Consider the following 24885-nt stretch of genomic DNA (forward strand, 5'->3'; position numbering starts at 1 on the left):
GCTGGTTATGGACTTACAATCACGACCGGCCCAACACGGGCATCGGCGGCATCACCCCGAAACAGAAACTCGCACTTGCCGCATAGCCTCTACTCATAGCTCGCGCTAAAAATGGGGGGATTACCGGGTTATCCTGTATTGCGTCAGAAAATTCCAAAGATCCAGGTGCATTCAACCGGTGTGTTGACGATCAGTTGCGCGATGCCAGTGTAGACAAATCGGCGGTAGATTTAGCGTTTTTGACTGAATCACAAAAGCATAAAGTAGAAAACGACTGCGTCAAAGATGCTGCCAGAGCGGGCCTTGTTGCTTACCGATCCTGCCTGCAACAAGCGGTTAATAAAATGGTGGTAGAGCTACAAAAATTTAGCCTTGTGAATAGTATTTCCAAAAGCTGAGATCGAAGAAGTTACGGTTTACGAGTTGTAGTAAATACGACCGATGCGCTCTGATTTGATGTCGTCTTAAGGTATTCGCAGCAAATCGCAGTCATCTACTATTTACCATCTATCACCTGCCTCGCGCCAGAGGCAAGCTATCAAATGATGGTTTTAAAGACGCACTGACTGTTGACGGTATCACTAATCTTCTTTAGTTTGCCCGTTCTTCATTCTTCTTATCTCGTCCTCGTTCTGGTGACTCAGGTCTATTCTCTTTGCCATGCTCGGTTGAGGGCGCTCTGACATCGCGTTCTGCAGCGCGCTGTTCGAGTTGCGGGTGTTGAGCCTGCGTGTTTTGTGGCGTTTGTCCGGGACCTGGTTGAGGCATTGCTCTTGGCTGCCCGGGAACTTGTCTTGGCATTTCCGGCAGTGCCGTATTCGGACTAGGTCTTTGTTGTTCAGGAATGTGAATTTGCTGGCCAGGCATGGCTTTGGGTTGACCAGGAATTTGTTTAGGTAATTCGGGATGCGAATTATTATTGTCTATTCTTTGCTGATTCTGGTGCTGTCCCTGCGTATTACGGGCAGGCATCACTGGTTCCTGATAGCGATTTTTATCGCTATTTTTATCATCATTATTATTTGTACGAATGATTTGTTTACTGATGGTTTCCGTTGGGCGGTGTCGATAATTTTCTGACTGAATCTGTTTTTGCTGATCGATCGTGCCCGGATAGCGATTTCCAGAATATTGTTGCTGATAACTTGGCAATGGAGCCGCTTTAGGATGGGATTGATGATTCCATTTATCCCATCCTCTGCGTTGTGTAAGCCAATTATTTCCCCAATGCTCTCCCCAACGTGGTGGTGCCTCGGGTTGCCAACCCAGAAAATAGCGTGGTGGCTGACGGTAATAACGAACTGGTACGCGTAGCATATAGAGTGGGACGTTGCCTGGAGAGACCAATTGCCATGGGCCGTCGTACCAGCTACTTGTGTACCAGTCGTTACCTTGAAGTACCCAATACAGCCCGTCATAAAAGAAGTAATTTGCATTGGCCTGCGGTGCGTAATAGACAGGATACCCGGGTATCTGCACCAGATCTGGGTAAGACTGCATATTGATGCCGATAGAGATACCAGGCATGCCAAGGCCTATATTGATCTGCGCTTGTGGGCTGGCTATGGCTGCGAGCAATAGCACCGTTGCCGCGATTGGATAGCGTAGTTTCATTTTTCATCTTTCATCATGAGATGAACTCAAGTGTGCGCGCAGTTCACCGTGCTTACGGTACGGTAGCGCACGCTATAAAGACAAATACGGATTGCTTATTGAATCTGCTTACTGAACCTGCTTATTGAACTTGTTTATGGAATCTGTTTCTTGAGTTGATTGCTGGCATGACGTCAGCACGATCCCGTTGTGACAGAGGGATCGTGATCAGTGATAATGCTGATCTCGCTACAAAAGGCTTTTTACCGGTATGTTTTTATGAACGATCCTATCCATTTACTCGGCTTCAGTACGACGCTCCTGGAGCTGATTTCTTTTATCCTCGCAGTACTGACCGTTGCACTAAATATCCGGCAAATCCACTGGGCATGGCTCTTTTCCATTGTCTCCTCAGCTTTGTACGGCATTATATTTTTTGATGCCAAGCTGTATGGCGATATGAGCTTGCAACTGGTATTTGTTCTGGTGTCGGTCTGGGGATGGGCGCAATGGTTGCAGAAAGGCGATGCAGACAGCAGCGTGCTGCAGGTTTCGCGATTGACAACAGCACAGCGAACTGTATCTGTCACCGGCTGGCTGGCAGGATTTGTCGTGTTGTCGGTATTTTTAAAAAATTATACGGACACGGATGTAGCGTATGCCGATGGTTTTTTGACGGCGGGTAGTTTGCTGGGACAGCTTTTACTCTCTCGTAAAAAATGGGAGAACTGGCATGTTTGGATTATTGTTGATGTTTTATACGTCGGCCTGTATGTCTATAAAGGATTGATGCTGACGGCTATTTTGTATGTCATTTTTGTTCTGATGGCGATCATAGGCCTGCGTGCCTGGAGTAAAAGCGATGTCTGAATCAACTGGAACCGTGCACCGTATGGCGATTCTTGGAGCAGAGTCTTCAGGTAAATCTTTGTTGGCAGACGCGCTAGCAAGACGCTATCAAAGTGTTTGGGTACCCGAATACCTGCGTGAGTTTGTCGATACCCATCAGCGCGTGCCGACAGAGGCAGAGCAAATCCTGATTGCGCGTACTCAGGTTGAGCGTGAGCTGGCGTTATTCGCAGAGGCAAAAGACTGGTTGTTTTGCGATACGTCTCCGCTCATGACGGCGCTGTATAGTCGTCATTATTTCGGCAGGGTAGATGCAGAATTGGATATCCTCGAAAAGCAGCATGATTATGATTTTATCGTGGTCACGGCGCCTGATTTTCCATGGACACCAGATGGCTTGCAACGCGAGTCACCTGCTGTGCGTCAGCAGATACACGAGCAATTGCTGGATTTGCTGGATGAGCGGGAAATTCCCTTTTTGATGGTCACCGGTAGCTTGCCGGATAGAGTAGAGCAGGTAGATTTTGCCCTGTCTTTTTTATTGAGCTAGTCGGTTGAGATGGATGGTCTCATACAGCAGCGATCAACTCAGCAAGTTTGGTCAGGTCTTTAGTAGAGAAGGACAGTAATCTTCTGATCATCAGGGAGTACATATTGATGAACGTGATGAACAGAGCTGCTAACACAAAATACTTATCGCGATTTCGTCAGGTGTTTGATTACATTGATCAGCATCTGGATGAAGATTTGTCCGTCGAAATATTGAGTGCGGTTGCTGTATTTTCTCAATATCATTTTCACAGACAATTTTCAGAAATATTTGGCATCAGCGTACATAAATATGTGCAGCTGGTTCGTCTGAAACGCGCTACTCATACGCTGGCTTTCCGGGATCACGGACGTATTATCGATCTGGCTCTGGCGTGTGGATATGAGGGGCCGGAGGCTTTTTCTCGCGCTTTTAGAAAGATGCTGGGGCAATCGCCCTCTGCATTTAAAAACGATCCGCTGTGGACTTCCTGGTACTTAAGCTATCAAGCAGTTCACACTATAAGGATCAAGCATATGCAACCCGAACATATTATAGAGCGCGTCCAGATTCTCGATGTAGCGCCAATCAAAATCGCGGTACTGGAACATCATGGCGCACCAGATCGTATTAGCCATTCTATACGGCAGTTTATAGACTGGCGCAGGCTGCATCGCTTACCACCTGGCGTGAGTGCGACATTCAATATTTTTTATTCAGATCCACACCAGACGCATCCCGCCGATTACCGACTCGATCTGTGTGCCGCAGTGAAATATGAGATTGCCGAAGATAATGAGTTTGGTATTGTGAACAAGACGATACCGGGCGGTCGCTGCGCTGTATTACGGCATGTTGGTTCTGATGATAATCTTGAGCAGACGATCCGGTTCATTTATGCAGAATGGCTACCTCAGAGCGGAGAGGAGTTAAGAGATTTTCCCCTTTATGTTCAACGCGTCAAATTTTTCCCTGATGTGCCCGAACATGAAGCGATCATTGATGTTTTCCTCCCCATTCAATAGAGCATGAGCGCATTGAACGGGGAGGTGACATTGATCAGAAATCAAATTGAGCAGATACTTTGACTACTCTAGGCGCACCCGGGAACAGATAGCCACCCAATGATTGGGTGACATCGCGCCAGTAGAATTTATCAGTCACGTTATCAACGTTAAAGCGTAAGGTCGTGATAACACCGGCTACTCGGGTGTTGTAGCGTACCCCCAGATTGAATACGCTATATCCTGGCACCATCACGCTGTTATCCGGCTGAAATGCTTTATTTCCTGCGTAATTCCAGCTTCCGTTCACACTCAGTCCGGGTAAATCAGCGACCATATAATCGAGGTATACAACAGACTTTAGTGCGGGGACATTGGTGACACGTTGATCGTCAAGACCGCTGATGCCAGTACCGGATTGACGCGCATCGAGCGCCGTGAGGCTGACGCCGGATGATAATGCCGGTATCAGACGAGCCTGGAGAGTTAATTCCAGTCCCTTGTGTAAGGCGGTGCCATTGCTCACATAAACATTGCCGGTGTTAGTGTATTCGAGTGGTTTCTTGATGCGGAAGGCTGCTGCGCTGATGCTGAAATCACGGGTCAGATCGGCTTTGATACCGACTTCGACTTGTTTAGATGTAGCCGGATTCAACATCTGGTTTTCATTGACTGTGCCAAATGGAGCGATGCCGCCATGTTCCAAACCCTCGCTAAAGGATCCGTAGATACTAATCGTGGATTGCGGTTTAAATACCAATGCCAGACTCGGTAACTCATAGCTGCGATCATAGCCGGGATTGTCAGCCTGGTGACGCTGGATTGCGACGTGACGCAGGCCTGCATGGAGCTTCCACGCATCGTTGATATCAATAATGTCTTGCGCAAATAAGGACCATTCTTTATCCGTTCTGCGCACCGATACCGGCCCGGTCACATGGCTAGACGGCGGTACGACGACGGAATGAAATACATTGCTGGCACCTGCATAGTCATAGACGTAATCACCAAAGCGATCGCGTCTCTGGAAGCTTGAAAAACCCAGGGCAAGATGATGCAGTACAGCGCCGGTCGTCAATTTACCGTTCAGTATCGCTTGTGTGGCAACCGGTGATTTTGATTCATTCACGCTCTGGTAGTCGTACACATCATAGTCACCGTTTGCGCAATAGCCAGGGTAGAGGTTGGCAGCCGAGCAGCCATACGGAAATGCGGTGTAGTCATCACGTTTGAAATCATGACGGTTCGCAGAAAAGCTCGCACGCCAGTCGTCATTGAACTGATACTCAAAACGCAAGCCGATATTGCTGCTCCGTGAAAATACGGGTTTTGCCCAGGGCTGGTCGTTGAGCATCGTATCGGGATTAATCCCGCGCGGTAGGTCGGTGCCGTTAAACAGCTGATAGCCAGGAACTGTGAGTTGCGATTTGCGCTGGTAGTCGAGATCGAGTTGAAGCAGCGCTTTAGATGTGATGTGCCAGTCAAATGCACCTGAGATGAATTGACGATCACCATCTGCACCTTTGACGTAAGAGCGGATTTTTTCTGCAGCGGCATTGATGCGGTAACCAAATTGTCCGTCGTCCGACTGACCACCCAGATCCACTGTGCCATATAAGGTACCGCGTTCACTAGCCTCGACGGTGACTGAATGTAATGGCGTCATAGTAGGGCGCTTTATGACGTAATTAATAATGCCACCTGGCGTAGCGAAGCCTGCCTGGAAACCCGCTAAACCTTTAAGAATTTCGATGCGCTCTTTATTTTCTAGCGGAATCGAGGCATCACCCGGGATCGCCAGCCCGTCTTTACGGTAGCTGCTGGTGTTATCAAGAGCAAAGCCTCGGATCGAAAATTGCTCTGCATAACCAACAGCGTTATACGCATCATTGACACTCGCATCAAACTTCATTGCATCTGTGCTGCTGCGGATGCGTAAGTCTTGGATTTGCTGCTGAGAGAATACGGTAACGGAGACTGGTGTGTCCTGCAGCGGTGCATCGACAAATCCTGCAACCGTGTTGGTAAGCGGTTTTTCTTTCAACTGTTTATTGGCGCTGATAACGACCTCAGGCAGTACTTTGTCGTTGCTTTGCGCATAGGCTGAGGGTATAGCGATACAGGTCTGCGCTATTGCTGATGCAATTAGTGTCAGGCGCAGGGAAGGTGATGTTAATTTTTGCATAGTTTGCTCTTTTTTGCGAAGTCAGCGCAGGAGCAAACAAAGAGACGGAAGGAGACTTTGCGCTTCCCTACGCTGGCATTATCCAGATCAGGTTCAAGGGTATTTCTCACCTGCAAGAGACGATCTGAGCATGTCATTGTCGTCAAGCAGGACCCCTAGCGAGGTCACCATTTTACTACGAATCCAGATAGTCGCCGGATTCAGGCACCGGCCAGTATGCTGATTCCAGTTTTTTGCGCACTTTGAGACGTGCAATCCAGATAGCAGGCGGCTGTCAGGCGGGTTGTCGTTTGAAGGTATGACGTAATCCTTCGATGGAATACACGACCAAGGCAGTCCAGATCGCAATAAAGCCAATTAATCTGTCGCCGCTGAACGGTTCATGATAAAGATAGACGCCGAGCACCAATTGAATTGACGGCGCGATGTACTGTAATAAACCCAGAGTTGCCATCGGTATGCGGCGTGCACCAGCAGCAAACATCAGGAGAGGAATCGCCGTAATTGGTCCTGCGGCTAGTAATAAGGATTGAGTGCTTGTTGTACCACTGATAAAAGCGTTATGCCCTTGCAGGGTCAGGTAGCTAAGGTAAGCAAATGCAAACGGAAATAGAATAAAAGTTTCCAGAGATAATCCCTCTAGCGCACCTAGCGCAGCGGTCTTGCGCAATAAGCCATAAATACCAAAACTGATTGCCAGAGACAAACCGATAACCGGTGGATGTCCTGCCTGCACCGTCAGCCAGATGACGCCGCAGGCAGCGAGTGCAACGGCGGCCCATTGACCTATACGAAGCCGCTCACGCAGCAGTACAAAGCCGAGTAAGACATTCACTAAAGGTGTCATGAAATACCCGAGGCTGGCATCGACGACTCTGTCGTTATTGATTGCCCATATGTAGATAAGCCAGTTCACGGAGAGCAGCAATGCACTTGCCGCAAATCCTGCAATCAGTTTTGGCTGGCTCAATAAATTGTTGAGCCATGACCATTGTTTGCGAATTGCCAGTACCGTGACGAGAAATACTAAAGACCATAGCATCCGGTGCAACAGGATTTCCATTGCTGGAACGCCATGTAACGATTTGAAATAAACCGGAAATAAGCCCCAGACGATATAAGCGGATGCTGCTAAGAGTATGCCTTTGCGCATGAATGTACGATCAAAAGAAGAGATTGCAGTGTCGAAAACCAGAAGGCAGAGCGCTGCAGTATCCAATTCTTTGGACAATTGCGATGACGCCGAAGAGTTGACATTATCGCAGCAATTCGGGGAGTGTGTCCTGAACTCAGCCAATTCAGCGGTCTACCCTTGCGTTTACTCGCTTTGTCCCAAATTGGAAGGTAGTTAGAAATCACTATGTTGGTGAATCGCTGCTGCCGCATCCTTTATGGCACTGCGCTATCAGGAGTCCCGTTATGAATGCCTTACCTTTAATCCTTTTCCTGGCGTTGTTGGCTATTGCCATATTAGCCGCAGTATATTTGCCTGCGTATTTGTTAAAGCGTGCAATACAGCAGCCATTTCCATCCCATTACGCGAAGATTTTACGTAAAAATATCCCGGTGTATTCGCGCATGCCGGCTGATATCCAATTGCAATTGAAGCGACTGATTAAGCAATTTTTGTATCAGAAAAAATTTATTGCCTGTGATGGCTTGCAAATATCGGACGAGATTAAAGTTACGATAGCGGGCAGGGCGTGCATGCTGCTTCTTAATCGCACTACCGCAGTCTATCCGGCGTTAAAAACAGTGCTGGTCTACCCGAGTCCGTTTGTAGTCCCCCGACTCGAGACGGGTATGGGTGGAGTAGTCACCCATGCTCACCAAAGCTTATCGGGAGAGTCGTGGAGCGACGGACGCGTGATTGTGGCGTGGGATCATGTGCAGCGTCGCGGAGGTGAGCAGGCCGAAGGTCACGATGTCGTACTGCATGAATTTGCACATCAGCTCGATAGCGAGACAGGGGTAACGAATGGGGCTCCTGCTCTGGGCAGCAAGGCTAAATATCAGCGATGGTCAAGAATTTTGTCTGAAGAATTTGCTGCTTTACAGCAGGCTCTTGCGTTGGGTGAGGATACGGTGATAGATCCCTATGGTGCAACTAATCCAGCCGAATTTTTTGCGGTCGTTACGGAAACATTTTTTGAAAAGCCTTGGGCCATGGCACGTCGGCATACGGCTTTATTTGAACAGTTCAGGGCGTATTATCAGGTTGATCCGCGGGACTGGAGTTAAGTAATTGTGATGGAGATAGTGTGGCTGCATATCTCCGCTTTGCACGCTGTTCACTTAAAAGGAGTGCTGGTGAGCAGAGAGCTTGCAGCAGAAATTTATTTTGCTCGGGCCGTCGCCAGATGTTTGCAGAGCATTTCGGTGCCATCCAGAATGCGCGGACCTGAGCGATTCAGCCAGTCGCCTTCGACTGTAAATAAATGATCCTTCTTGATGGCGGTCATATTGCTAAATTGACGCCAGTCTGCAAACACATCCTGCTTGTCGCCACTGCCGGTAATGATGACATCTGGATTCGCAACCAGTACAGCCTCAGCGGTAACGGTGGGACTGATTTCTTTGAGTGAGCCAAAAATATTTTGTCCGCCGCATAAGCGAATTGCTGCCGATACCATGTGCTGATCATTGAGTGTCATTAGTGGCTTTCGGGCGATCTGGTAAAACACACTGACGGGTTTTTGTTTGTCCGTGAGCAGATAAGTTTGACGTAGTTTTTCCAGCCTATTCCTAAATTTTTCTGCTGCGATTTTTCCGGTTTCTGCATTACCTGTCAGGATTGCCAGGCGTTCTATCGAGCTGGCGATATCTTCATATTGGTGTGGTTCGCTTTCAAATACCGGTATGGCAGTGTCACGTAGTTTATTTGCTAGCGTCTTTGCGTTGCCAGTGCCCCATATCACGATCAGGTCAGGCTTTAAGGCAATGATACGTTCCAGATCGAGTGCAAATACATTGCCGATAGGCGCGATTTTTTTTGCTGCCTCCGGATAGTCGCTGTAGTCACTGACGCCGACTATTAATGCGCCTGCACCTGCCTCAAATAGTAATTCTGTTGTGTGTGGTGCCAGACTGATGATGCGCTGAGCTGGTTTGTTCAGCGTAACTTTGCGTTGAGCATCATCCGTTACACTTACTGCGGCATGGCTGAGCTGTGCGGTCAGCAATACTGTAAATGCAGCGATTTTGCAGAGGCTCCAGTTTGCTCCGGACATCAGACTTCCAGATTATCAATTAAGCGCGTGTTGCCCAGTTTAGCGGCGGCTACGACGACTAATTCGACTTTTTGTGCAATGTCACCTGCAGATGGGGGTTGTAAGTCGGCACGTTTACGCACAGAGATGTAATCAGGTTTCCAGTGGCGATTCGCCAGTTTTGCCATCGCTTGTTTTTCTAGTTCAAAAATATCCAGGTGACCCGCGCGGATTTCCTGAGCAACCTCGTTTAGCGTTTGATACAAAATCGGTGCTTCGGCACGTTCTGATTCTGATAGGTAACCATTGCGTGAAGATAGTGCGAGGCCATCTTCGGCACGCCAGGTTTCGGCGGCGATGATTTCTGTCGGCAATGCAAATTGCTTCGCCATATTGCGGATGATCATCAATTGCTGATAATCTTTTTTACCGAAAACGGCAACACGCGGCTGTACACAAGAAAATAGTTTCAGAACGACCGTGGTGACACCGGTAAAAAAGCCCGGACGGAATTCGCCCTCAAGAATATTGCCCAAGTCGTCTGGCGGACGCACGCGATATTCTTGCGGCTCTGGATACAAATCTCTTTCAGTAGGCGCGAATAAAACATAGGCACCTTCTTTTTCCAGCTTTTCTACGTCAGCTTGAAATGTTCTAGGATATTTATCAAAATCTTCGTTTGGACCAAATTGCAAACGATTTACAAAAATGGATGCAACAACCGGATCACCATGTTTCTTCGCCAGGCGCATCAGTGACAAATGACCTTCGTGCAAATTGCCCATCGTAGGAACGAAAGCAGTACGTAATTGGCCGCGCAACTGGTCGCGCAATTCTTCAATGGAGGAGATAATTTTCATTGGATGAAGATGTGTATGAGGTGTGAGATGTCTGGATTCTTACCCGTGCTGATTAGGCGGGAGAATACGATAGACGGACATAAATTGGCGCAAATGCTTCAGCTTGCGTGATTTCGATCAGGGTTTCTTTCGCCAATTCGAGAAGCGCAACAAAGTTGACAACCAATACCGGTGCACCTTTTGCAGGATCAAATAATTCTGAAAACTCAACAAATTTGGCTGACTGGAGTTTACGTAAAATTCCCGTCATGTGCTCGCGCACGGATAGTTCTTCACGGCTGATTTTATGATGGGCAACCAGCGTCGCCCGTTTGAGTACGTCAGCCCAGGCAGCTTGCAGATCGGCGACTTCCACATGCGGCCAGTGCAGCACGGTATTTTGCTCAATAAATACTTGCGCATGCAAAAAGTCACGACCTAGCTGAGGCACCGCATTCAGATCATAGGCGGCTAGTTTCATTTGTTCGTATTCAAGCAGGCGCCTTACCAACTCTGCACGCGGATCTTCGGCCTCTTCACCTTGCTGACTCTTGGTACTTGGCAGCAGCATGCGGGATTTGATCTCGATCAGCATTGCCGCCATCAACAGATATTCTGCTGCCAGTTCCAGATTATGTTTGCGGATTTGTTCTACGTATTCCAGATATTGCAGTGTGACTTGCGCCATCGGAATATCGAGAATGTTGAAATTTTGTTTGCGTATTAAATACAGCAATAAATCCAGCGGCCCTTCGAAGGCCTCTAAAAAAATCTCAAGCGCATCGGGCGGGATATACAGATCGTTGGGCAGCTTAAACAGTGGTTCGCCATACAATTTAGCAAACGCGAGGCCGTCAACGACATTGGGCGTGCTGTCATTGTTGCCTACGAGAGGTAAATCGGTTGCAGGTAATGTGGCGCTTGCTGTCACAGCATGTCGGGCTTTTTAGCCCTTGTTTTGGTAGACGTAAGCTTGTTGCTCTACGCGCGATTCTTTGCTGCGTTGCTGCGTATCCAGGTCTGTCGGTGCTTTATCCCATAGCAGGGCGCGGCCATCACGCTGGCTCTGCTCTAAAGCAGGATTCGCTTGCTTCAAGCTTTTGATGAATTGCGTAGCTTCGGATTCGTAGAGCGAAAATTGTTTGGAAAACTTCATGATGTCGCGATCAGCAGGTAAATGAATAATCAAAACCGCATTTTACCCTGTAATCAGGGCGAATTTTGTTTGTGGCGTTGGAATAAGCGGTGATTCTTACTGATGCATTAAAGATCGTCTTGTTTGATCCATTTTGTTAAATGCGGAGGGCGTGCTTGCTGGAGTGCGTCCAGCAATGTCAACGGATCAGCCTCATTGTGCAGCAGAGCGAGATGTTCTTGCTTTAAAAAGCCGGCATGTACGGTGTGCTGCAAAAAATCGACTAAGCTGTCGTAGAACCCATGGATATTTAGCAGGCCTAGCGGTTTTTCATGGAAGCCCAACTGTGACCAGGTGAACATTTCAAAAAGCTCTTCGAGAGTTCCGATGCCACCGGGCATGGCGATAAAACCATCGGACAGTTCCGCCATCATCGCTTTGCGCTCATGCATATTTCTGACAATATGCAATTGGCTCAACCCGGTATGCCCGACTTCCTTGTCCATCAGGGCTTGCGGAATCACTCCAGTAACGATGCCGCCCAGACGTAGCACTTCATCTGCAATGATACCCATTAAACCGACATTGCCGCCACCATAGACCAGTGCAATGTTACGAGCCACCATCGCCGCGGCTAATTGCTTTGCCCCTTTTGCATACTCATCCGCCATCCCGGCAGATGAGCCGCAATAAATGCATAAAGACTGGATCGATCTAGGCATTAATTTTTTTCAGATATTCTTGCGAAAGTTTTTCAAAAACGCTTTTGGTTTCACCGCGCAGATAGGGGCTGATCAGTACGATGACTTGATAGCATCCACGTGCCAGTGACTCAGACATGGTCTGTAATTCCGTATATTTGCGGGGATTGCGTACGTATTCGTAAGATAGCCAATAGGTCGCAACTACCACCATATTCGTAGCGAGAGCATCAATTTCTATGTCGCCAGCTTCAAACTCACCGTCCGCACGTAAACCGTAACAAAGTTCAGTCGCCACCTTGATTTTATGCGTCAGAATTTGTTTGAAATTTAACTCTAATTTTCGATTTCTTGATAGCAGATCATTCAGATCACGATAGAAAAAACGGTAGCGCCAGACGAGTTCAAACGTCAGGTGCAAATAGGTCCAGATATCCTGAATATTGGCTTTGCGTCCTTCGGGGAAGGCGAGTTTCTTATTAATTTCTTCTTCAAACTGGACGAAAATCGAGTTGACAATGTCGTCTTTATTGCGGAAGTGATAATATAAATTTCCCGGAGAGATATTCATCTCTTCAGCAATGACTGTCGTGGTGATATTGGGCTCGCCAAATTCATTGAATAAGCGCAGCGATAAATCCAGGATGCGTTCCCGGGTGCGACGAGGAGCTTTGTGTTGCATGCCGACTCTCTAAAATTATTTTTTAATAGAATAACATTGAACCAGCAAAGCACAAAAAAATGCGTCAGATTTCTCTATGGGGAATTAATTAGCCTGTCGGGTGTCGGTGCTCAATTTGACTTCTACATGAACCAGGCGTGTTTTTGCAAGCTTGTCATGCAGAAATTGCCCGTCTTTATCGAGTCTGGTTGTTAGCGACCATAGAATCACGTTGATTGTGACTGCAGTAACAGCGTACCAGGCTTTCAGTTCAAGTTGATAGGCAATAGCTAAACCAGGTAAAAACCACATCCATGCCAAGCAATAGCGCACGATTGCTTTTGTCACCGGTAACTTAGGCCTTGTATCGTCAATGACTTTGATGCTCCAGGTTTTCATGGCCAGAGTCTGGCCGCTTCTTGACCAGAAAAACACAAAATACACACCCAGAACAAAAAACAGCCAAGTTTCCCGAGCATGTCGCAGTGTCAGTGCATGTCTGCTTTGAGTCCAGACGTCAAAGATCATCCCCGCTACAAACACTACGCCAAACAGCAGCATCGCCTCATATACCATGCAGATGAGGCGACGACGCAGTGCTGGGGCTGCGGTGGCAGCGGTAAAATTTTGCTGAACCACTTTTATTTAATCGCAGCTTGAGATGCAGGAGCGCTTGTTACCGGAGCTGGCGCAGCCTGACTGATGGCTTGTGCGGCCGGCGGCGCTATGACTGCTGGCTGTGGCAATACCATTGGTGCTTGCTTCTGAGCAGCCTTGATCGGTGCCAGGGTAGGTGCTTTTCTTTGTGCTTCAGGAGGCAGATTGGTGACACTCTTTTTCTTGTTTGCTTCGGCAGCCAATTGTTTTTTCTGATCTTCGCTGAGTTGCTGATATTGCTGCCATTGAGCGGATTTTTGCTCTGGCTTCAATTGTGTTGTACGGGCAAAGTTCTCCCGCGCTTCCATCCGCTGTTCAGGGGATAATTTAACCCAGGCGCGCATGCGTTCTTGTACGCGAACCTGTTCATCCGGCTTCATGAGGGCATACTTATTCGCGATTTCCAGCCATTTCTTTTTGCCTGCTTCGCTCATCTTCGCCCACTCAGGTGATAGTGGCGCCAGAGCTGTTTTTTGTGCCGCAGTGAGTTCTTGCCATACGGGTTTGCTACTCGCTACCGCTGTCGGTGCTGTAACTTTATTCGCGGTGGAGGGTGGGGTACTTGTAATGGAAGCACCGCCAGCCACGGCCAGCGGTGAAAATATTGCTAATACAAAGGTAACTAGCGACAATTTTTTTGAAACAACTACAGGGGAAAAAGACACTACTACTCCTCTGCTTTGTTTAAATAGGCGCTGAAGCCGGTGTCTAGGTAGGCATCGGGAGGCAGCTCATCTGCCAGAACGGCAACATCGATGTCGGCGAGATCGCTGATGCGACGTTGTTGCTCATATTCATAGATGCCCATTAAACCTGCAATCAGTACCAGCATCGGTAAAGCAACACCGAGTTTGCCTAGCCAGGAGCTAGGACCGCCGAATGAAAATCCGTGAGCGCCTGATAAAACGCCGCCAAACGCCAATACGGCACTTGGAGAAGATTGCTTTTTACGTGACATAGCAATTTTTCGCGCATTAGCCAGCCGGTCTAAGGTCGGTGCCGGGAGTCGTTCCGCGGATTCGTTTAATACATGCCTTACTTTGTAGGCAAAATCCAGATCCTGGGCTTCTCTAGAGTAGTTCATAGTGTTATTCCTTTTGCCTTGAGCGATGCTGCCAGTGCGTGTGTTGCACGCGAACAGTGCGTTTTTACACTGCCTTCCGAGCAACCCATTGCGGCGGCTGTTTCTGCTACATCCATATCTTCCCAATAACGCATGAGGAAGGCTTCTCGTTGACGTGCTGGAAGTTTTTGTATTTCACCATCGATTAAGTTGAGAACTTGCTCACGTTCTATTTTATCAGCACTTGACTCAGATGCCTCTGTTCCTTCTTCGGACGCGTAGCTTTCTAGCAAGTCAAAATTATCATCATCCTGATTATTATTTGGTGTAATGCTCGAAAACAGGCTGACCCAAGTGTTTCGTACTTTTTCTCTGCGGAAAAAATCGAGTATGGTATTTTGCAAAATACGCTGGAATAAAAGGGGAAGTTCGGCGGCAGGTTTGTCGCCGTATTTTTCGGCAAGCTTGATCATCGACTCTTGTACGATGTCTAGTGCAGATTCTTCGTTACGCACTGTATACACTGCGTGTTTGTAAGCGCGACGTTCTACGCCTTCAAGAAAACTCGATAATTCTTTGTCTGTGGCCATTTCTTGGCAGTAATGATAGGTAACTTTGATAAGGTGATGCTATGACAAAGGAAATTCCTGTGGCAATCTGTTCTTAATTTGGGAAAATGCCGTGAAATAGTGCGGTTTTTCTCTTTAAAAGTGCGCCCATGCTAGCAAAAAACCTTTTCCATGTCCTGCTATTTTATAGGGAGCCTCTGATTTGCAAGCATTTTATGCTCAAAAACATGGAATTTGTCTTGACCAAAATGGTGCGACGCAGTACCGTATCAGTCCGCCTCACGATCTCGAGGCAATCAATACCTGTTCGAACCGGCTCACAATGCCGTCCTCAACAGGTGCTCTAATGAAGCTGTTTGTTCTGACCCATGCCACAAGCGTGAGAAGTTGTCGTAGTAAAGCCTAAACACTGACTGAACGAGTGCCATAAGCCTCATCTGGAAATATGTCCAACGGATGTACCAAGGATGGTGTGACAGCACAAAAAGGAATGCCAGCTTAAAGCCTAGCCTCGCAAGTTCGACAGGAAAGAACATCCGATCAATCTCCTATGGACCTTGAAAGGAAACGAAAATGAGTTCAGAAACAAATGCAGAAATAACTGGTGCAGAGATATTAGTTAAATGTCTGGCCGAAGAGGGTGTTGAGCATGTGTTCGGATACCCGGGCGGTGCCGTACTCTATATTTACGACGCAATTTTTAATCAGGACAAGTTTCAACACATTCTTGTTCGCCATGAGCAGGCCGCGATACACGCAGCTGATGCTTATTCCAGATCCTCACAAAAAGTCGGTGTCGCGCTAGTGACATCCGGCCCTGGCGTTACCAATGCGGTAACTGGCCTGGCGACGGCTTACATGGATTCGATCCCGATGGTGATTATTTCCGGCCAAGTCCCAAGTCACGCAATTGGTCAGGATGCTTTCCAGGAATGCGATACCGTTGGTATTACACGTCCTTGCGTCAAGCACAATTTTTTGGTGAAAGATGTCAGAGATTTAGCGACGACTATTAAAAAGGCGTTTTTTATCGCCACAACGGGTCGTCCCGGTCCTGTGTTGGTCGATATCCCTAAAGACATCAGCATGCACAAGACCACCTACTTCTATCCAAAAGAAGTTGAAATGCGCTCCTACAAGCCTGTAGACAAAGGCCACTCTGGCCAGATCCGTAAGGCGGTACAGCTATTGCTGCAAGCAGAGCGGCCGATGATTTATACCGGCGGTGGCGTAATTCTGGCCAACGCTGCGCCAGAACTAAACAAACTGGTGAATCATCTCGGCTTCCCTTGCACGAATACGCTGATGGGCTTGGGCGCTTTCCCTGCTTCGGATGAAAAATTTGTCGGTATGCCGGGTATGCACGGCACTTACGAAGCTAATATGGCCATGCAGCACTGCGACGTGCTGATTGCGATCGGCGCACGCTTTGATGATCGTGTGATCGGTAACCCAAAGCATTTTGCGTCAAATCCACGCAAGATCATCCATATAGATATTGACCCCTCGTCGATTTCCAAGCGTGTCAAAGTTGATATTCCCATCGTCGGTAATGTCAAAGACGTATTGCAAGAGTTTTTGTCGCAACTTAGCACGGTTGAAACCAAGTCGAACCCGAAAGCGCTGGCAGACTGGTGGAGGCAAGTTAATGAGTGGCGCAAACGTGATTGTCTGAAGTTCCCGACATCAACTGAAGTGATTAAACCTCAATCAGTTGTGCAAAAAGTTTGGGAAATCACTAAGGGCGATGCGTTCATTACGTCAGATGTTGGTCAGCATCAAATGTGGGCTGCACAGTATTACGGATTTGATAAACCGCGTCGCTGGATCAATTCTGGTGGTCTGGGCACTATGGGTGTTGGTTTGCCTTATGCAATGGGGGTGCAAATGGCGAACCCTGATGCGACTGTTGCCTGTATTACCGGTGAGGCGTCGATACAAATGTGTATCCAGGAGCTCGCAACTTGTAAGCAATATCATTTGACACCAAAAATTATTTTGCTGAATAACCGCTTCCTTGGCATGGTCAGGCAGTGGCAGCAAATTGATTATGGTTCACGTTACTCCGAGTCTTACATGGATTCCTTACCTGATTTTACCAAGCTGGTTGAATCGTATGGCCATGTCGGCATGAAGATAGAAAATCCGGCAGATATCGATGGCGCATTGAAAGACGCGTTCGCCATGAAAGATCGCTTGGTGTTTATGAACTTCATTACGGATCAGACCGAAAACGTCTGGCCTATGGTCAAGGCGGGCGCTGGTCTGACTGAAATGTTGCTCGGTTCGGAGGACCTCTAACATGAGACATATCATTTCTGTTTTGCTGGAAAATGAGGCCGGTGCTTTGTCACGTGTCGTTGGTTTATTTTCTGCCCGTGGTTACAACATCGAAACCTTAACGGTAGCACCGACCGAAGATGCCACCTTATCGCGCATGACAATTGTGACCTCTGGTTCCGATGACATCATCGAGCAAATTACCAAGCATTTGAATCGCTTGATCGAAGTCGTCAAGGTCGTCGATCTGACGGAGGGTGCGCACATCGAACGCGAACTGATGCTGATCAAAGTCAGGGCAGTGGGTAAAGAACGTGAAGAGATGAAGCGCACGGCAGATATTTTCCGTGGACGCATCATTGATGTCACTGAAAAAACCTACACCATCGAACTGACCGGCAACAAAGGCAAGCTGGATGCTTTTATCGACTCCATCGACCGTACGGCAATCTTGGAAACGGTACGTACCGGTGGTTCAGGTATCGGTCGTGGGGAACGAATTTTAAAAGTCTAAAGCATTAAAAAATAAATTAATACGCAATATCCACGGGATTTTCCGGGCGAAAACGTGCCAAAAGGCGCATGAATAGTGCGGATGCTGTTTCAAATAACTGAATTAAATTAAATAATTAAGGATACAAAATGAAAGTTTTCTACGATAAAGACTGTGATCTGTCCCTTATCAAAGGCAAAAACGTAGCAATCATCGGTTACGGTTCACAAGGCCACGCGCATGCGCAAAATTTGAATGATTCAGGCTGTAAAGTAACTGTCGCCCTGCGTAAAGGCGGCGCTTCATGGGATAAGGCAAAAAATGCCGGTCTGAACGTGGCTGAAGTGAATGACGCAGTAAAAGCTGCTGACGTCATTATGATCTTGCTGCCGGATGAAAACATCGCTCAGGTTTACGCTGAAAATGTAGCGCCGCATGCCAAGCAAGGTGCTGTGCTGGCATTCGCACATGGCTTCAACGTTCACTACGGTCAAGTCGTACCACGCGCTGATCTGGACGTCATCATGATCGCTCCGAAAGCGCCAGGTCACACGGTACGCGGCACATATTCTCAAGGTGGTGGCGTTCCTCACCTGATCGCTGTGTATCAAGATAAATCCGGCTCTGCCCGTGACATCGCTTTGTCCTACGCAATGGCAAACGGTGGCGGCCGTGCCGGCATCATTGAAACCAACTTCCGCGAAGAAACTGAAACGGATCTGTTCGGCGAGCAAGCGGTATTGTGTGGCGGTGCAGTTGAGCTGATCAAAGCAGGTTTCGAGACCTTGGTTGAAGCTGGTTATGCACCAGAAATGGCCTACTTTGAATGTCTGCATGAACTGAAACTGATTGTTGATCTGATCTATGAAGGTGGTATCGCCAACATGAATTACTCGATCTCCAACAACGCAGAATACGGCGAATATGTGACTGGTCCTAAGGTCGTAACTTCCGCAACCAAAGATGCAATGCGCCAATGCCTGAAAGATATCCAAACAGGTGAATACGCAAAGAGCTTCATCCTAGAAAACAAAGCGGGTGCACCTACTTTGATTTCCCGTCGTCGTTTGACAGCAGAGCATCAGATCGAAGAAGTCGGCGCTAAATTGCGTGCCATGATGCCTTGGATTGCTAAAAACAAACTGGTTGATCAATCCAAGAACTAATCTTTAGGATTTGCGGGCATCATACTCCGTGCTCTTTCAAGCACACGCAGCTCGAAAGCAAAAAATCGCCCGAATGGGCGATTTTTTTATTTCTTCAAATTTATCTGAATCGAGAAAATTTACGAGAGTGATTTTTTTTGGATCGTGTTGACATCCTGGATGTTACTCAGCAGGCTTGCGTTGGGGTGCAATTTGAGAATTATCCGGTAACTCGATTCGGACGACTTTCTGCTGCCTGACGCCGATGAATTTTTAACCAATAGTGAGATTCTCTTCGTAATGGCTGACCTGAAATTGGGATGGTTTCAGAGGAAGGCCGGATTTTAGCAGTATGAAATGGATTTAATTGAGGTCTAATCGCGGTTATACTTTCAGCTTACTTTCATTTTATCGATTAACGCATGTCCTCTTTTAAACGACGTAAGCCCAAAGGTAGTTTTAAGCTTTTTCCACGTGGCGCACGCAAAAATCAACAAACAGAGTCGGGCGAGGCAGAGCAGTCCTATCCTGTTAAAAGAAGGCGTGGCATCTATCTCCTGCCCAATGCTTTTACGACGGCGGCTTTATTCTGCGGTTTTTATGCCATTGTGATGGCGATGAATTTACGCTTTGATCAATCTGCCTTCGCTATTTTTGCTGCCATGGTGCTGGATAGTCTTGACGGTCGTGTAGCGAGGATGACGAATACACAAAGTGAATTCGGTGCTCAGTACGATAGTTTGTCCGACATGATTTCCTTCGGAGCAGCCCCTGCGCTGGTAGCGTATGAATGGTCACTCAGGGGTATGGGGAAACTTGGCTGGCTTGCCGCTTTTGTTTATTGTGCCGGTGCTGCTTTGCGACTTGCTCGCTTTAACACCAATATAGCCGTTGTGGACAAGCGCTATTTTCAGGGTTTGCCAAGCCCTGCTGCCGCAGCATTGGTAGCAGGATTTGTATTGCTGATGACGGACTTGAATTTCAAAGGAAGTGATTTGAGCTGGAGTGCCTGGTGCATTACTTTGTTTGCCGGATTGACGATGGTGACGAATGTACCTTTTTACAGTTTTAAGGATGTAAATTTACGCCGCTCAGTGCCATTCATTGCGCCATTTCTGATCGTTCTGGCGTATGTTGCTGTTGTCAGTGATCCGCCTAAAGTGTTGTTTGGTTTGTTTGTTCTGTATGGTTTGTCTGGTTATGTGGTCTTGTTATGGCGCTGGCGTAAAGGACGTCCTGTGAGTTTGATGCAGACCACCGTTGAGACTCACGAAGAAAAATAAATCAGTATGTAAATAGGTAAGAAATAGGTGAGCTGCGCAGTAAGAATACTGCGCAGCTTTTTCATTTTTATGGAGAGAAACGCCAGGAATTTTTTAAAGAATAAGAGCCATAAAATCTTGCGCTTTGAGGTAATCGCGCTTATAGTCGTTCGCAGGTATTTACTGCTCAAATTTTTAGCAATGCGGTCTCTTGCGGATCTATCAGATTTGCCAGCTTCATGACTGGTGCGCTAACACCATAGTGCACTCATAACTCAATTTCACAATTTGCGTAGCTCTCACCCATGTGTATGGCAAGGGTGAACGAAAAGCATTGGCAGTATTGAAATCAGATAATCACATTTAAAAATCAGGAGCAGATCATGAGCGATAAGCTGATCATATTTGACACGACTTTGCGTGATGGCGAACAGTCACCTGGCGCGTCAATGACCAAGGATGAAAAAATTCGTATTGCACGGCAATTGGAACGTTTAAGAGTTGATGTGATTGAGGCTGGTTTTGCAGCAGCATCACAGGGTGATTTTGAGGCGATTCAGGCAATTTCTGCCGCGGTCAGGGAGCCGATCATCTGTTCTCTGTCGCGTGCTAATGATAGAGATATTTCTCGTGCAGCAGAGGCGCTAAAAGATGCGCAAAGAAAACGCATTCACACCTTCATTGCGACCTCACCTTTGCACATGGAAAAGAAGCTGCGCATGACCCCGGATCAGGTGTTTGAACAAGCGAAACAGGCCGTGCGTTTTGCGCGTCAATTTACTGATGACGTTGAATTTAGTCCGGAAGATGGTAGTCGTTCGGATATGGATTTTTTGTGTCGCGTGATTGAGGCGGTGATCAATGAGGGGGCGACGACGATTAATTTTGCTGACACGGTTGGCTATGGTGTTCCGGGCTTGTACGGCAATATGCTGAAGTCTCTGCGTGAGCGTATTCCTAATTCCGATAAAGCGATCTGGTCGGTACATTGTCATAACGACCTTGGCATGGCAGTGGCGAATTCGCTGGCCGGCGTGATGATTGGTGGTGCTCGACAGGTGGAATGTACGATCAATGGTCTGGGTGAGCGCGCTGGCAATACGGCGCTTGAAGAAATCGTCATGGCGGTGAAAACTCGTCGTGACCATTTCAATCTGGATTTTGGCATCGATACGACACAGATCGTGGCAACCTCTAAGCTGGTATCGCAAATCACCGGATTTGCTGTGCAGCCGAACAAGGCTGTCGTCGGCGCAAACGCATTTGCGCATGCCTCCGGCATTCATCAGGACGGTATCTTAAAAGCCCGTGATACTTACGAAATCATGCGTGCGGAAGATGTAGGCTGGAGCGCGAATAAGATCGTTCTGGGTAAATTGTCTGGTCGTAATGCATTTAAGCAGCGTCTCGAGGAGCTCGGTATCAAACTCGATTCTGAGGCGGATATTAATGCCGCATTTGCGCGCTTCAAGGAATTGGCTGATCGTAAATCTGAAATTTTTGACGAAGACATCATGTCGCTCGTATCGGACGAAGAGCATTCTCACGATAATGAGTACTATCGTTTCGTTTCTCTGGCGCAGCATTCTGAGACAGGGGAGAGACCAGCGGCAAAAATCGTATTTGCGATTGATTCCAAGGAGGTTACTTGCGACGGACATGGCAATGGCCCGGTTGATGCCATCGTTAATGCAATCGAGTCGAAAACCCAGAGCGGTTCCGAATTGTTACTGTTTTCGGTCAATGCAATTACGACCGGAACGCAGTCGCAAGGCGAGGTCACCATGCGCCTCTCCAAGGCCGGACGTATTGTGAATGGCGTAGGGGCGGACCCGGATATCGTTGTGGCGTCGGCAAAGGCATATTTATCTGCCTTGAATAAACTGCATTCCAAAGTGGAAAAACTGAATCCTCAGATTTAAGTCACGGTTTTGTCTGGTTTTGTCTGGTTTTATCCGGTTTTGCCATTAAGCGCGGCTTTGATTGTCGGATAAATCTGTGCTATAGTCACGCGTCTTACCATTCTGGTGAGGTTATTGTTATCACGATGCTAAGGGTTTGCTCTCTTTGCATCGCATGTTAAGGAAAATCATGTCTTTCGAAAAAAGTACTAAAGCCGCTATCGTTGCGGATAATGCCCGTGGCGCAAATGACACTGGATCCCCTGAAGTGCAAGTCGCTTTGTTGACTGCACGTATCAATGACTTGAACGGTCACTTCAAGGCACACGCTAAAGATCACCACTCACGTCGTGGTTTGATCATGATGGTTAACCGTCGTAAAAGCCTGCTGTCCTATCTGAAGGGTAAAGACTTGAACCGTTATCGTTCACTGATCGAAAAACTCGGCTTGCGTAAGTAATTCATTGCTATATATTTATTACATAGCAAAAGTGTTGTAGCAGAAAGCCTGCCTCAGTTCGCTGTCGCAGGCTTTTTGTTGTTTGTAGCGGTTGTTTTGAAAATTTTTAGTAGTTTTAACTTGTAGTAAAGCGAATGAATTATTCGCTCGCGGTGAGGTGAACGACAGCGCCTGAAAATCTGTCGGCAAAATAGAAAGGACACATTGTGTTTAATAAAGTTACGAAAACCTTCCAGTATGGTCAACATCAAGTGATACTGGAAACAGGCGAGATCGCTCGTCAAGCTTCTGGTGCGGTCATGGTATCGATTGAAGATACTGTCGTGCTGGCAACCGTTGTTGCAAAAAAAGACGCGAAACCCGGTCAGGATTTCTTTCCATTGACTGTTGACTACCTCGAAAAAACCTATGCTGCCGGCCGTATTCCTGGGGGTTTTTTTAAACGTGAAGGTCGTCCATCTGAAAAAGAAACACTGACTTCCCGTTTGATCGACAGGCCTATCCGTCCTTTGTTTCCAGAAGGTTATCTGAACGAAGTGCAGGTCATTGTGCATGTTTTGTCCGTTAATCCTGAAATTGATCCAGATATCGCTGCCATGATCGGTGCATCGGCTGCGATCTGTGTCTCGGGTATTCCATTCAGCGGCCCTGTCGGTGCGGCGCGCGTTGGTTACATCAACGGTCAATACGTACTGAATCCAACGGCAACTCAGTTAAAAACATCGGCAATGGATCTGGTTGTTGCTGGTACTGAGCAAGCTGTTTTGATGGTCGAATCTGAAGCGCAGCAATTGTCTGAAGAAGTCATGTTGGGTGCCGTAGTGTACGGTCACGAGCAAATGAAGGCTGTGATTGACGCAATTCACGAATTGGTTCGTGATGGCGGCAAGCCTGAAGTTGAGTGGGCGCCAGCCGCTAAGAATGAACCTCTGATTGCTGCTGTCAGCGCAGTCGCAGAACCATTATTGCGTGCCGCCTATCAGACAAAAGAAAAACAAGCACGTACCCAATTGCTGAAAGATGCGACAACTGCAGTGAATGCTTCTTTGGCTGAGCAAGCCGCTGCTAAAGGTGAGTCAGCCCCCGATTCATCTGAGGTTGGTAATATTCTGTTCGATCTGGAAGCGAAAATCGTTCGCTCCCAGATCCTCGAAGGCGAACCTCGTATCGACGGACGTGATACGCGCACAGTGCGCCCAATCACGATTCGTACTGGTGTATTGCCACGTACGCATGGTACAGCTTTGTTCACACGCGGTGAAACCCAGGCTTTGGTGATTGCGACTCTGGGTACTTCCCGTGACGAGCAAAAAATTGATGCTTTGATGGGTGAATACTCTGATCGCTTCATGCTGCATTACAACATGCCTCCGTTCGCCACTGGCGAAACAGGCCGCGTTGGCACACCTAAGCGTCGTGAAATTGGTCACGGTCGTTTGGCGAAGCGCGCATTGCAAGCAGCATTGCCCTCACCAGAAGATTTCAGCTACTCAGTGCGTCTGGTTTCTGAGATTACAGAATCCAATGGTTCATCCTCCATGGCATCGGTTTGCGGTGGTTGCCTGGCATTGATGGACGCGGGTGTGCCGATGAAGGCGCATGTAGCCGGTATCGCGATGGGTTTGATTAAAGACGGCAATAAATTTGCAGTGCTGACCGATATTCTGGGTGATGAAGATCACCTCGGCGATATGGACTTCAAAGTGGCTGGTACTGCTGAAGGTATTACTGCCTTGCAAATGGACATCAAAATCCAGGGTATTACAAAAGAAATCATGCAGGTCGCTTTGGCGCAAGCGAAAGAAGGCCGCGATCATATCTTGGGCGAAATGCAAAAAGCAGTTCCAGTCGGTAAAGCAGAGTTGTCCGACTTCGCACCACGTTTGATTACAGTCAAAATCAACCCTGAAAAAATCCGTGATGTCATCGGTAAAGGTGGTGCGGTAATTCGTGCCTTGACTGAAGAGACAGGTACGCAAATCGATATCAGTGATGAAGGCGTTGTTACTATCGCTTCCGTAGATGCAGCAGCTGGCCAAGAGGCCAAGCGTCGCATCGAAGAATTGACTGCAGAAGTTGAAGTTGGCAAGGTCTATGACGGCACAGTGTTGAAACTGTTGGATTTCGGCGCGATCGTTCAGATCATGCCAGGTAAAGACGGTTTGCTGCACATCAGTCAGATCGCCAATGAGCGTGTGAATGCAGTTGCTGATTATCTTAAAGAAGGTCAGCAAGTACGCGTTAAAGTGCTGGAGACGGATGATCGTGGTCGCTTCAAGTTGTCCATGAAAGCTGCTGTTGCTGAGGGTGAGCAGCCGCAACAACAACAGCAATAAACTAGTTAAACTCG

General features: G+C 47.7%; 24 protein-coding genes and 1 riboswitch. Of the genes, 11 read left to right on the forward strand and 13 right to left on the reverse strand.

Translation table 11 applies throughout. The annotated features are described in order from the left end of the window. Window positions 1-591: 591 nt before the first annotated feature. The gene (locus ACO0LE_RS10595; protein ID WP_422960338.1) at window positions 592-1614 is read right to left on the reverse strand and encodes a hypothetical protein; all 1023 of its coding nucleotides are present in this window, start codon (window positions 1612-1614) and stop codon (window positions 592-594) included. 258 nt (window positions 1615-1872) lie between these two features. On the opposite strand from ACO0LE_RS10595, the gene pnuC reads away from it, so the two are divergent. The 3 genes from pnuC to ACO0LE_RS10610 all read left to right on the forward strand — a co-directional run bounded on the left by pnuC (window position 1873) and on the right by ACO0LE_RS10610 (window position 3996). Continuing rightward, window positions 1873-2463 carry a nicotinamide riboside transporter PnuC gene (gene pnuC, locus ACO0LE_RS10600; protein WP_422960339.1) on the forward strand — a complete coding sequence of 197 codons (591 nt, stop codon included), beginning with the start codon at window positions 1873-1875 and terminating at the stop codon, window positions 2461-2463. Continuing rightward, window positions 2456-2992, forward strand: coding sequence for an AAA family ATPase (locus tag ACO0LE_RS10605; RefSeq protein ID WP_422960340.1), 537 nt, complete (start codon window positions 2456-2458; stop codon window positions 2990-2992). The genes pnuC and ACO0LE_RS10605 overlap by 8 nt, the downstream gene beginning before the upstream one ends. Before the next feature lie 116 nt (window positions 2993-3108). Then, entirely contained in the window at window positions 3109-3996 is an 888-nt protein-coding gene (locus ACO0LE_RS10610) for an AraC family transcriptional regulator (protein WP_422960341.1), read from the forward strand. 34 nt (window positions 3997-4030) lie between these two features. Here the strand turns inward: ACO0LE_RS10610 and ACO0LE_RS10615 are convergent, their stop codons facing one another. Next, complete coding sequence (locus ACO0LE_RS10615; protein WP_422960342.1) at window positions 4031-6160, reverse strand: TonB-dependent siderophore receptor; 2130 nt, start codon at window positions 6158-6160, stop codon at window positions 4031-4033. A gap of 47 nt (window positions 6161-6207) precedes the next feature. After that, a riboswitch (TPP riboswitch) is annotated at window positions 6208-6327 on the reverse strand. Between the two features lie 107 nt (window positions 6328-6434). Continuing rightward, a complete protein-coding gene (rarD, locus tag ACO0LE_RS10620) occupies window positions 6435-7313 on the reverse strand; it encodes an EamA family transporter RarD (protein WP_422960343.1) in 879 nt (292 codons plus the stop codon). Between the two features lie 266 nt (window positions 7314-7579). Here rarD and ACO0LE_RS10625 point away from each other — a divergent pair, with 266 nt between their 5' ends. Further along, window positions 7580-8401 carry a zinc-dependent peptidase gene (locus ACO0LE_RS10625; protein ID WP_422960344.1) on the forward strand — a complete coding sequence of 274 codons (822 nt, stop codon included), beginning with the start codon at window positions 7580-7582 and terminating at the stop codon, window positions 8399-8401. A 95-nt stretch (window positions 8402-8496) separates the two neighbouring features. Here the strand turns inward: ACO0LE_RS10625 and ACO0LE_RS10630 are convergent, their stop codons facing one another. From ACO0LE_RS10630 to ACO0LE_RS10675, 10 genes are all read right to left on the reverse strand, one after another. Further along, window positions 8497-9390, reverse strand: coding sequence for a cobalamin-binding protein (locus ACO0LE_RS10630; protein ID WP_422960345.1), 894 nt, complete (start codon window positions 9388-9390; stop codon window positions 8497-8499). Next, a complete protein-coding gene (gene panC, locus ACO0LE_RS10635) occupies window positions 9390-10229 on the reverse strand; it encodes a pantoate--beta-alanine ligase (protein ID WP_422960346.1) in 840 nt (279 codons plus the stop codon). Before panC ends, ACO0LE_RS10630 begins: the two co-directional genes overlap by 1 nt. Window positions 10230-10281: 52 nt before the next feature. Then, on the reverse strand, window positions 10282-11139 hold the full coding sequence (locus ACO0LE_RS10640) for a segregation and condensation protein A (protein WP_422960347.1): 858 nt from the start codon (window positions 11137-11139) through the stop codon (window positions 10282-10284). Between the two features lie 15 nt (window positions 11140-11154). Then, the gene (locus ACO0LE_RS10645) at window positions 11155-11364 is read right to left on the reverse strand and encodes a DUF3460 family protein (protein WP_422960348.1); all 210 of its coding nucleotides are present in this window, start codon (window positions 11362-11364) and stop codon (window positions 11155-11157) included. Between the two features lie 107 nt (window positions 11365-11471). Beyond that, window positions 11472-12053 carry a TIGR00730 family Rossman fold protein gene (locus ACO0LE_RS10650; protein WP_422960467.1) on the reverse strand — a complete coding sequence of 194 codons (582 nt, stop codon included), beginning with the start codon at window positions 12051-12053 and terminating at the stop codon, window positions 11472-11474. A gap of 4 nt (window positions 12054-12057) precedes the next feature. Continuing rightward, a complete protein-coding gene (locus tag ACO0LE_RS10655) occupies window positions 12058-12726 on the reverse strand; it encodes a TetR/AcrR family transcriptional regulator (RefSeq protein WP_422960349.1) in 669 nt (222 codons plus the stop codon). Window positions 12727-12810: 84 nt separating this feature from the next. Beyond that, window positions 12811-13344 carry an RDD family protein gene (locus ACO0LE_RS10660; protein ID WP_422960350.1) on the reverse strand — a complete coding sequence of 178 codons (534 nt, stop codon included), beginning with the start codon at window positions 13342-13344 and terminating at the stop codon, window positions 12811-12813. A gap of 2 nt (window positions 13345-13346) precedes the next feature. Continuing rightward, the gene (locus ACO0LE_RS10665) at window positions 13347-14027 is read right to left on the reverse strand and encodes a DUF3106 domain-containing protein (RefSeq protein ID WP_422960352.1); all 681 of its coding nucleotides are present in this window, start codon (window positions 14025-14027) and stop codon (window positions 13347-13349) included. A gap of 2 nt (window positions 14028-14029) precedes the next feature. Then, on the reverse strand, window positions 14030-14446 hold the full coding sequence (locus tag ACO0LE_RS10670) for a DUF3619 family protein (protein WP_422960353.1): 417 nt from the start codon (window positions 14444-14446) through the stop codon (window positions 14030-14032). Continuing rightward, window positions 14443-15015: an RNA polymerase sigma factor gene (locus ACO0LE_RS10675; protein WP_422956071.1), complete on the reverse strand. Its 573-nt coding sequence runs from the start codon at window positions 15013-15015 to the stop codon at window positions 14443-14445. The genes ACO0LE_RS10670 and ACO0LE_RS10675 overlap by 4 nt, the downstream gene beginning before the upstream one ends. 552 nt (window positions 15016-15567) lie before the next feature. Between ACO0LE_RS10675 and ACO0LE_RS10680 the strand changes: the two genes are divergently transcribed. The 7 genes from ACO0LE_RS10680 to pnp all read left to right on the forward strand — a co-directional run bounded on the left by ACO0LE_RS10680 (window position 15568) and on the right by pnp (window position 24871). After that, window positions 15568-17295 carry an acetolactate synthase 3 catalytic subunit gene (locus tag ACO0LE_RS10680; protein WP_422960354.1) on the forward strand — a complete coding sequence of 576 codons (1728 nt, stop codon included), beginning with the start codon at window positions 15568-15570 and terminating at the stop codon, window positions 17293-17295. A 1-nt stretch (window position 17296) separates the two neighbouring features. Beyond that, window positions 17297-17788 carry an acetolactate synthase small subunit gene (gene ilvN, locus ACO0LE_RS10685; protein WP_188565843.1) on the forward strand — a complete coding sequence of 164 codons (492 nt, stop codon included), beginning with the start codon at window positions 17297-17299 and terminating at the stop codon, window positions 17786-17788. A 128-nt stretch (window positions 17789-17916) separates the two neighbouring features. Next, window positions 17917-18933: a ketol-acid reductoisomerase gene (gene ilvC, locus ACO0LE_RS10690; protein WP_422956068.1), complete on the forward strand. Its 1017-nt coding sequence runs from the start codon at window positions 17917-17919 to the stop codon at window positions 18931-18933. A 401-nt stretch (window positions 18934-19334) separates the two neighbouring features. Then, window positions 19335-20195 carry a CDP-diacylglycerol--serine O-phosphatidyltransferase gene (gene pssA / locus ACO0LE_RS10695; RefSeq protein WP_422960355.1) on the forward strand — a complete coding sequence of 287 codons (861 nt, stop codon included), beginning with the start codon at window positions 19335-19337 and terminating at the stop codon, window positions 20193-20195. A 362-nt stretch (window positions 20196-20557) separates the two neighbouring features. Then, window positions 20558-22096, forward strand: a complete 1539-nt coding sequence (locus ACO0LE_RS10700) for a 2-isopropylmalate synthase (protein WP_422960356.1) — start codon at window positions 20558-20560, stop codon at window positions 22094-22096. A gap of 169 nt (window positions 22097-22265) precedes the next feature. Beyond that, window positions 22266-22535 (forward strand): 30S ribosomal protein S15, encoded by a 270-nt coding sequence (gene rpsO / locus ACO0LE_RS10705; RefSeq protein ID WP_422960357.1) that lies wholly within the window; start codon window positions 22266-22268, stop codon window positions 22533-22535. A gap of 206 nt (window positions 22536-22741) precedes the next feature. Further along, window positions 22742-24871 carry a polyribonucleotide nucleotidyltransferase gene (gene pnp / locus ACO0LE_RS10710; RefSeq protein WP_422960358.1) on the forward strand — a complete coding sequence of 710 codons (2130 nt, stop codon included), beginning with the start codon at window positions 22742-22744 and terminating at the stop codon, window positions 24869-24871. The last annotated feature ends 14 nt before the right edge of the window (window positions 24872-24885 follow it).

This window comes from Undibacterium sp. Xuan67W (assembly GCF_049340165.1).
GTDB lineage: Bacteria > Pseudomonadota > Gammaproteobacteria > Burkholderiales > Burkholderiaceae_D > Undibacterium.

Excerpts from the sequence above, each read along its gene's own strand:
- rpsO (WP_422960357.1), top strand. The coding sequence starts at position 22,266 with ATGTCTTTCGAAAAAAGTACTAAAGCCGCTATCGTTGCGGATAATGCC.
- ACO0LE_RS10610 (WP_422960341.1), top strand. The coding sequence starts at position 3,109 with ATGAACAGAGCTGCTAACACAAAATACTTATCGCGATTTCGTCAGGTG.
- ACO0LE_RS10655 (WP_422960349.1), bottom strand. The coding sequence starts at position 12,726 with ATGCAACACAAAGCTCCTCGTCGCACCCGGGAACGCATCCTGGATTTA.
- ACO0LE_RS10605 (WP_422960340.1), top strand. The coding sequence starts at position 2,456 with ATGTCTGAATCAACTGGAACCGTGCACCGTATGGCGATTCTTGGAGCA.
- ACO0LE_RS10670 (WP_422960353.1), bottom strand. The coding sequence starts at position 14,446 with ATGAACTACTCTAGAGAAGCCCAGGATCTGGATTTTGCCTACAAAGTA.
- ACO0LE_RS10630 (WP_422960345.1), bottom strand. The coding sequence starts at position 9,390 with ATGTCCGGAGCAAACTGGAGCCTCTGCAAAATCGCTGCATTTACAGTA.
- panC (WP_422960346.1), bottom strand. The coding sequence starts at position 10,229 with ATGAAAATTATCTCCTCCATTGAAGAATTGCGCGACCAGTTGCGCGGC.
- rarD (WP_422960343.1), bottom strand. The coding sequence starts at position 7,313 with ATGCGCAAAGGCATACTCTTAGCAGCATCCGCTTATATCGTCTGGGGC.
- pnuC (WP_422960339.1), top strand. The coding sequence starts at position 1,873 with ATGAACGATCCTATCCATTTACTCGGCTTCAGTACGACGCTCCTGGAG.
- ACO0LE_RS10625 (WP_422960344.1), top strand. The coding sequence starts at position 7,580 with ATGAATGCCTTACCTTTAATCCTTTTCCTGGCGTTGTTGGCTATTGCC.
- ilvN (WP_188565843.1), top strand. The coding sequence starts at position 17,297 with ATGAGACATATCATTTCTGTTTTGCTGGAAAATGAGGCCGGTGCTTTG.
- ACO0LE_RS10645 (WP_422960348.1), bottom strand. The coding sequence starts at position 11,364 with ATGAAGTTTTCCAAACAATTTTCGCTCTACGAATCCGAAGCTACGCAA.
- ACO0LE_RS10595 (WP_422960338.1), bottom strand. The coding sequence starts at position 1,614 with ATGAAACTACGCTATCCAATCGCGGCAACGGTGCTATTGCTCGCAGCC.
- ACO0LE_RS10675 (WP_422956071.1), bottom strand. The coding sequence starts at position 15,015 with ATGGCCACAGACAAAGAATTATCGAGTTTTCTTGAAGGCGTAGAACGT.
- pssA (WP_422960355.1), top strand. The coding sequence starts at position 19,335 with ATGTCCTCTTTTAAACGACGTAAGCCCAAAGGTAGTTTTAAGCTTTTT.
- ACO0LE_RS10700 (WP_422960356.1), top strand. The coding sequence starts at position 20,558 with ATGAGCGATAAGCTGATCATATTTGACACGACTTTGCGTGATGGCGAA.
- ACO0LE_RS10615 (WP_422960342.1), bottom strand. The coding sequence starts at position 6,160 with ATGCAAAAATTAACATCACCTTCCCTGCGCCTGACACTAATTGCATCA.
- ACO0LE_RS10680 (WP_422960354.1), top strand. The coding sequence starts at position 15,568 with ATGAGTTCAGAAACAAATGCAGAAATAACTGGTGCAGAGATATTAGTT.
- ilvC (WP_422956068.1), top strand. The coding sequence starts at position 17,917 with ATGAAAGTTTTCTACGATAAAGACTGTGATCTGTCCCTTATCAAAGGC.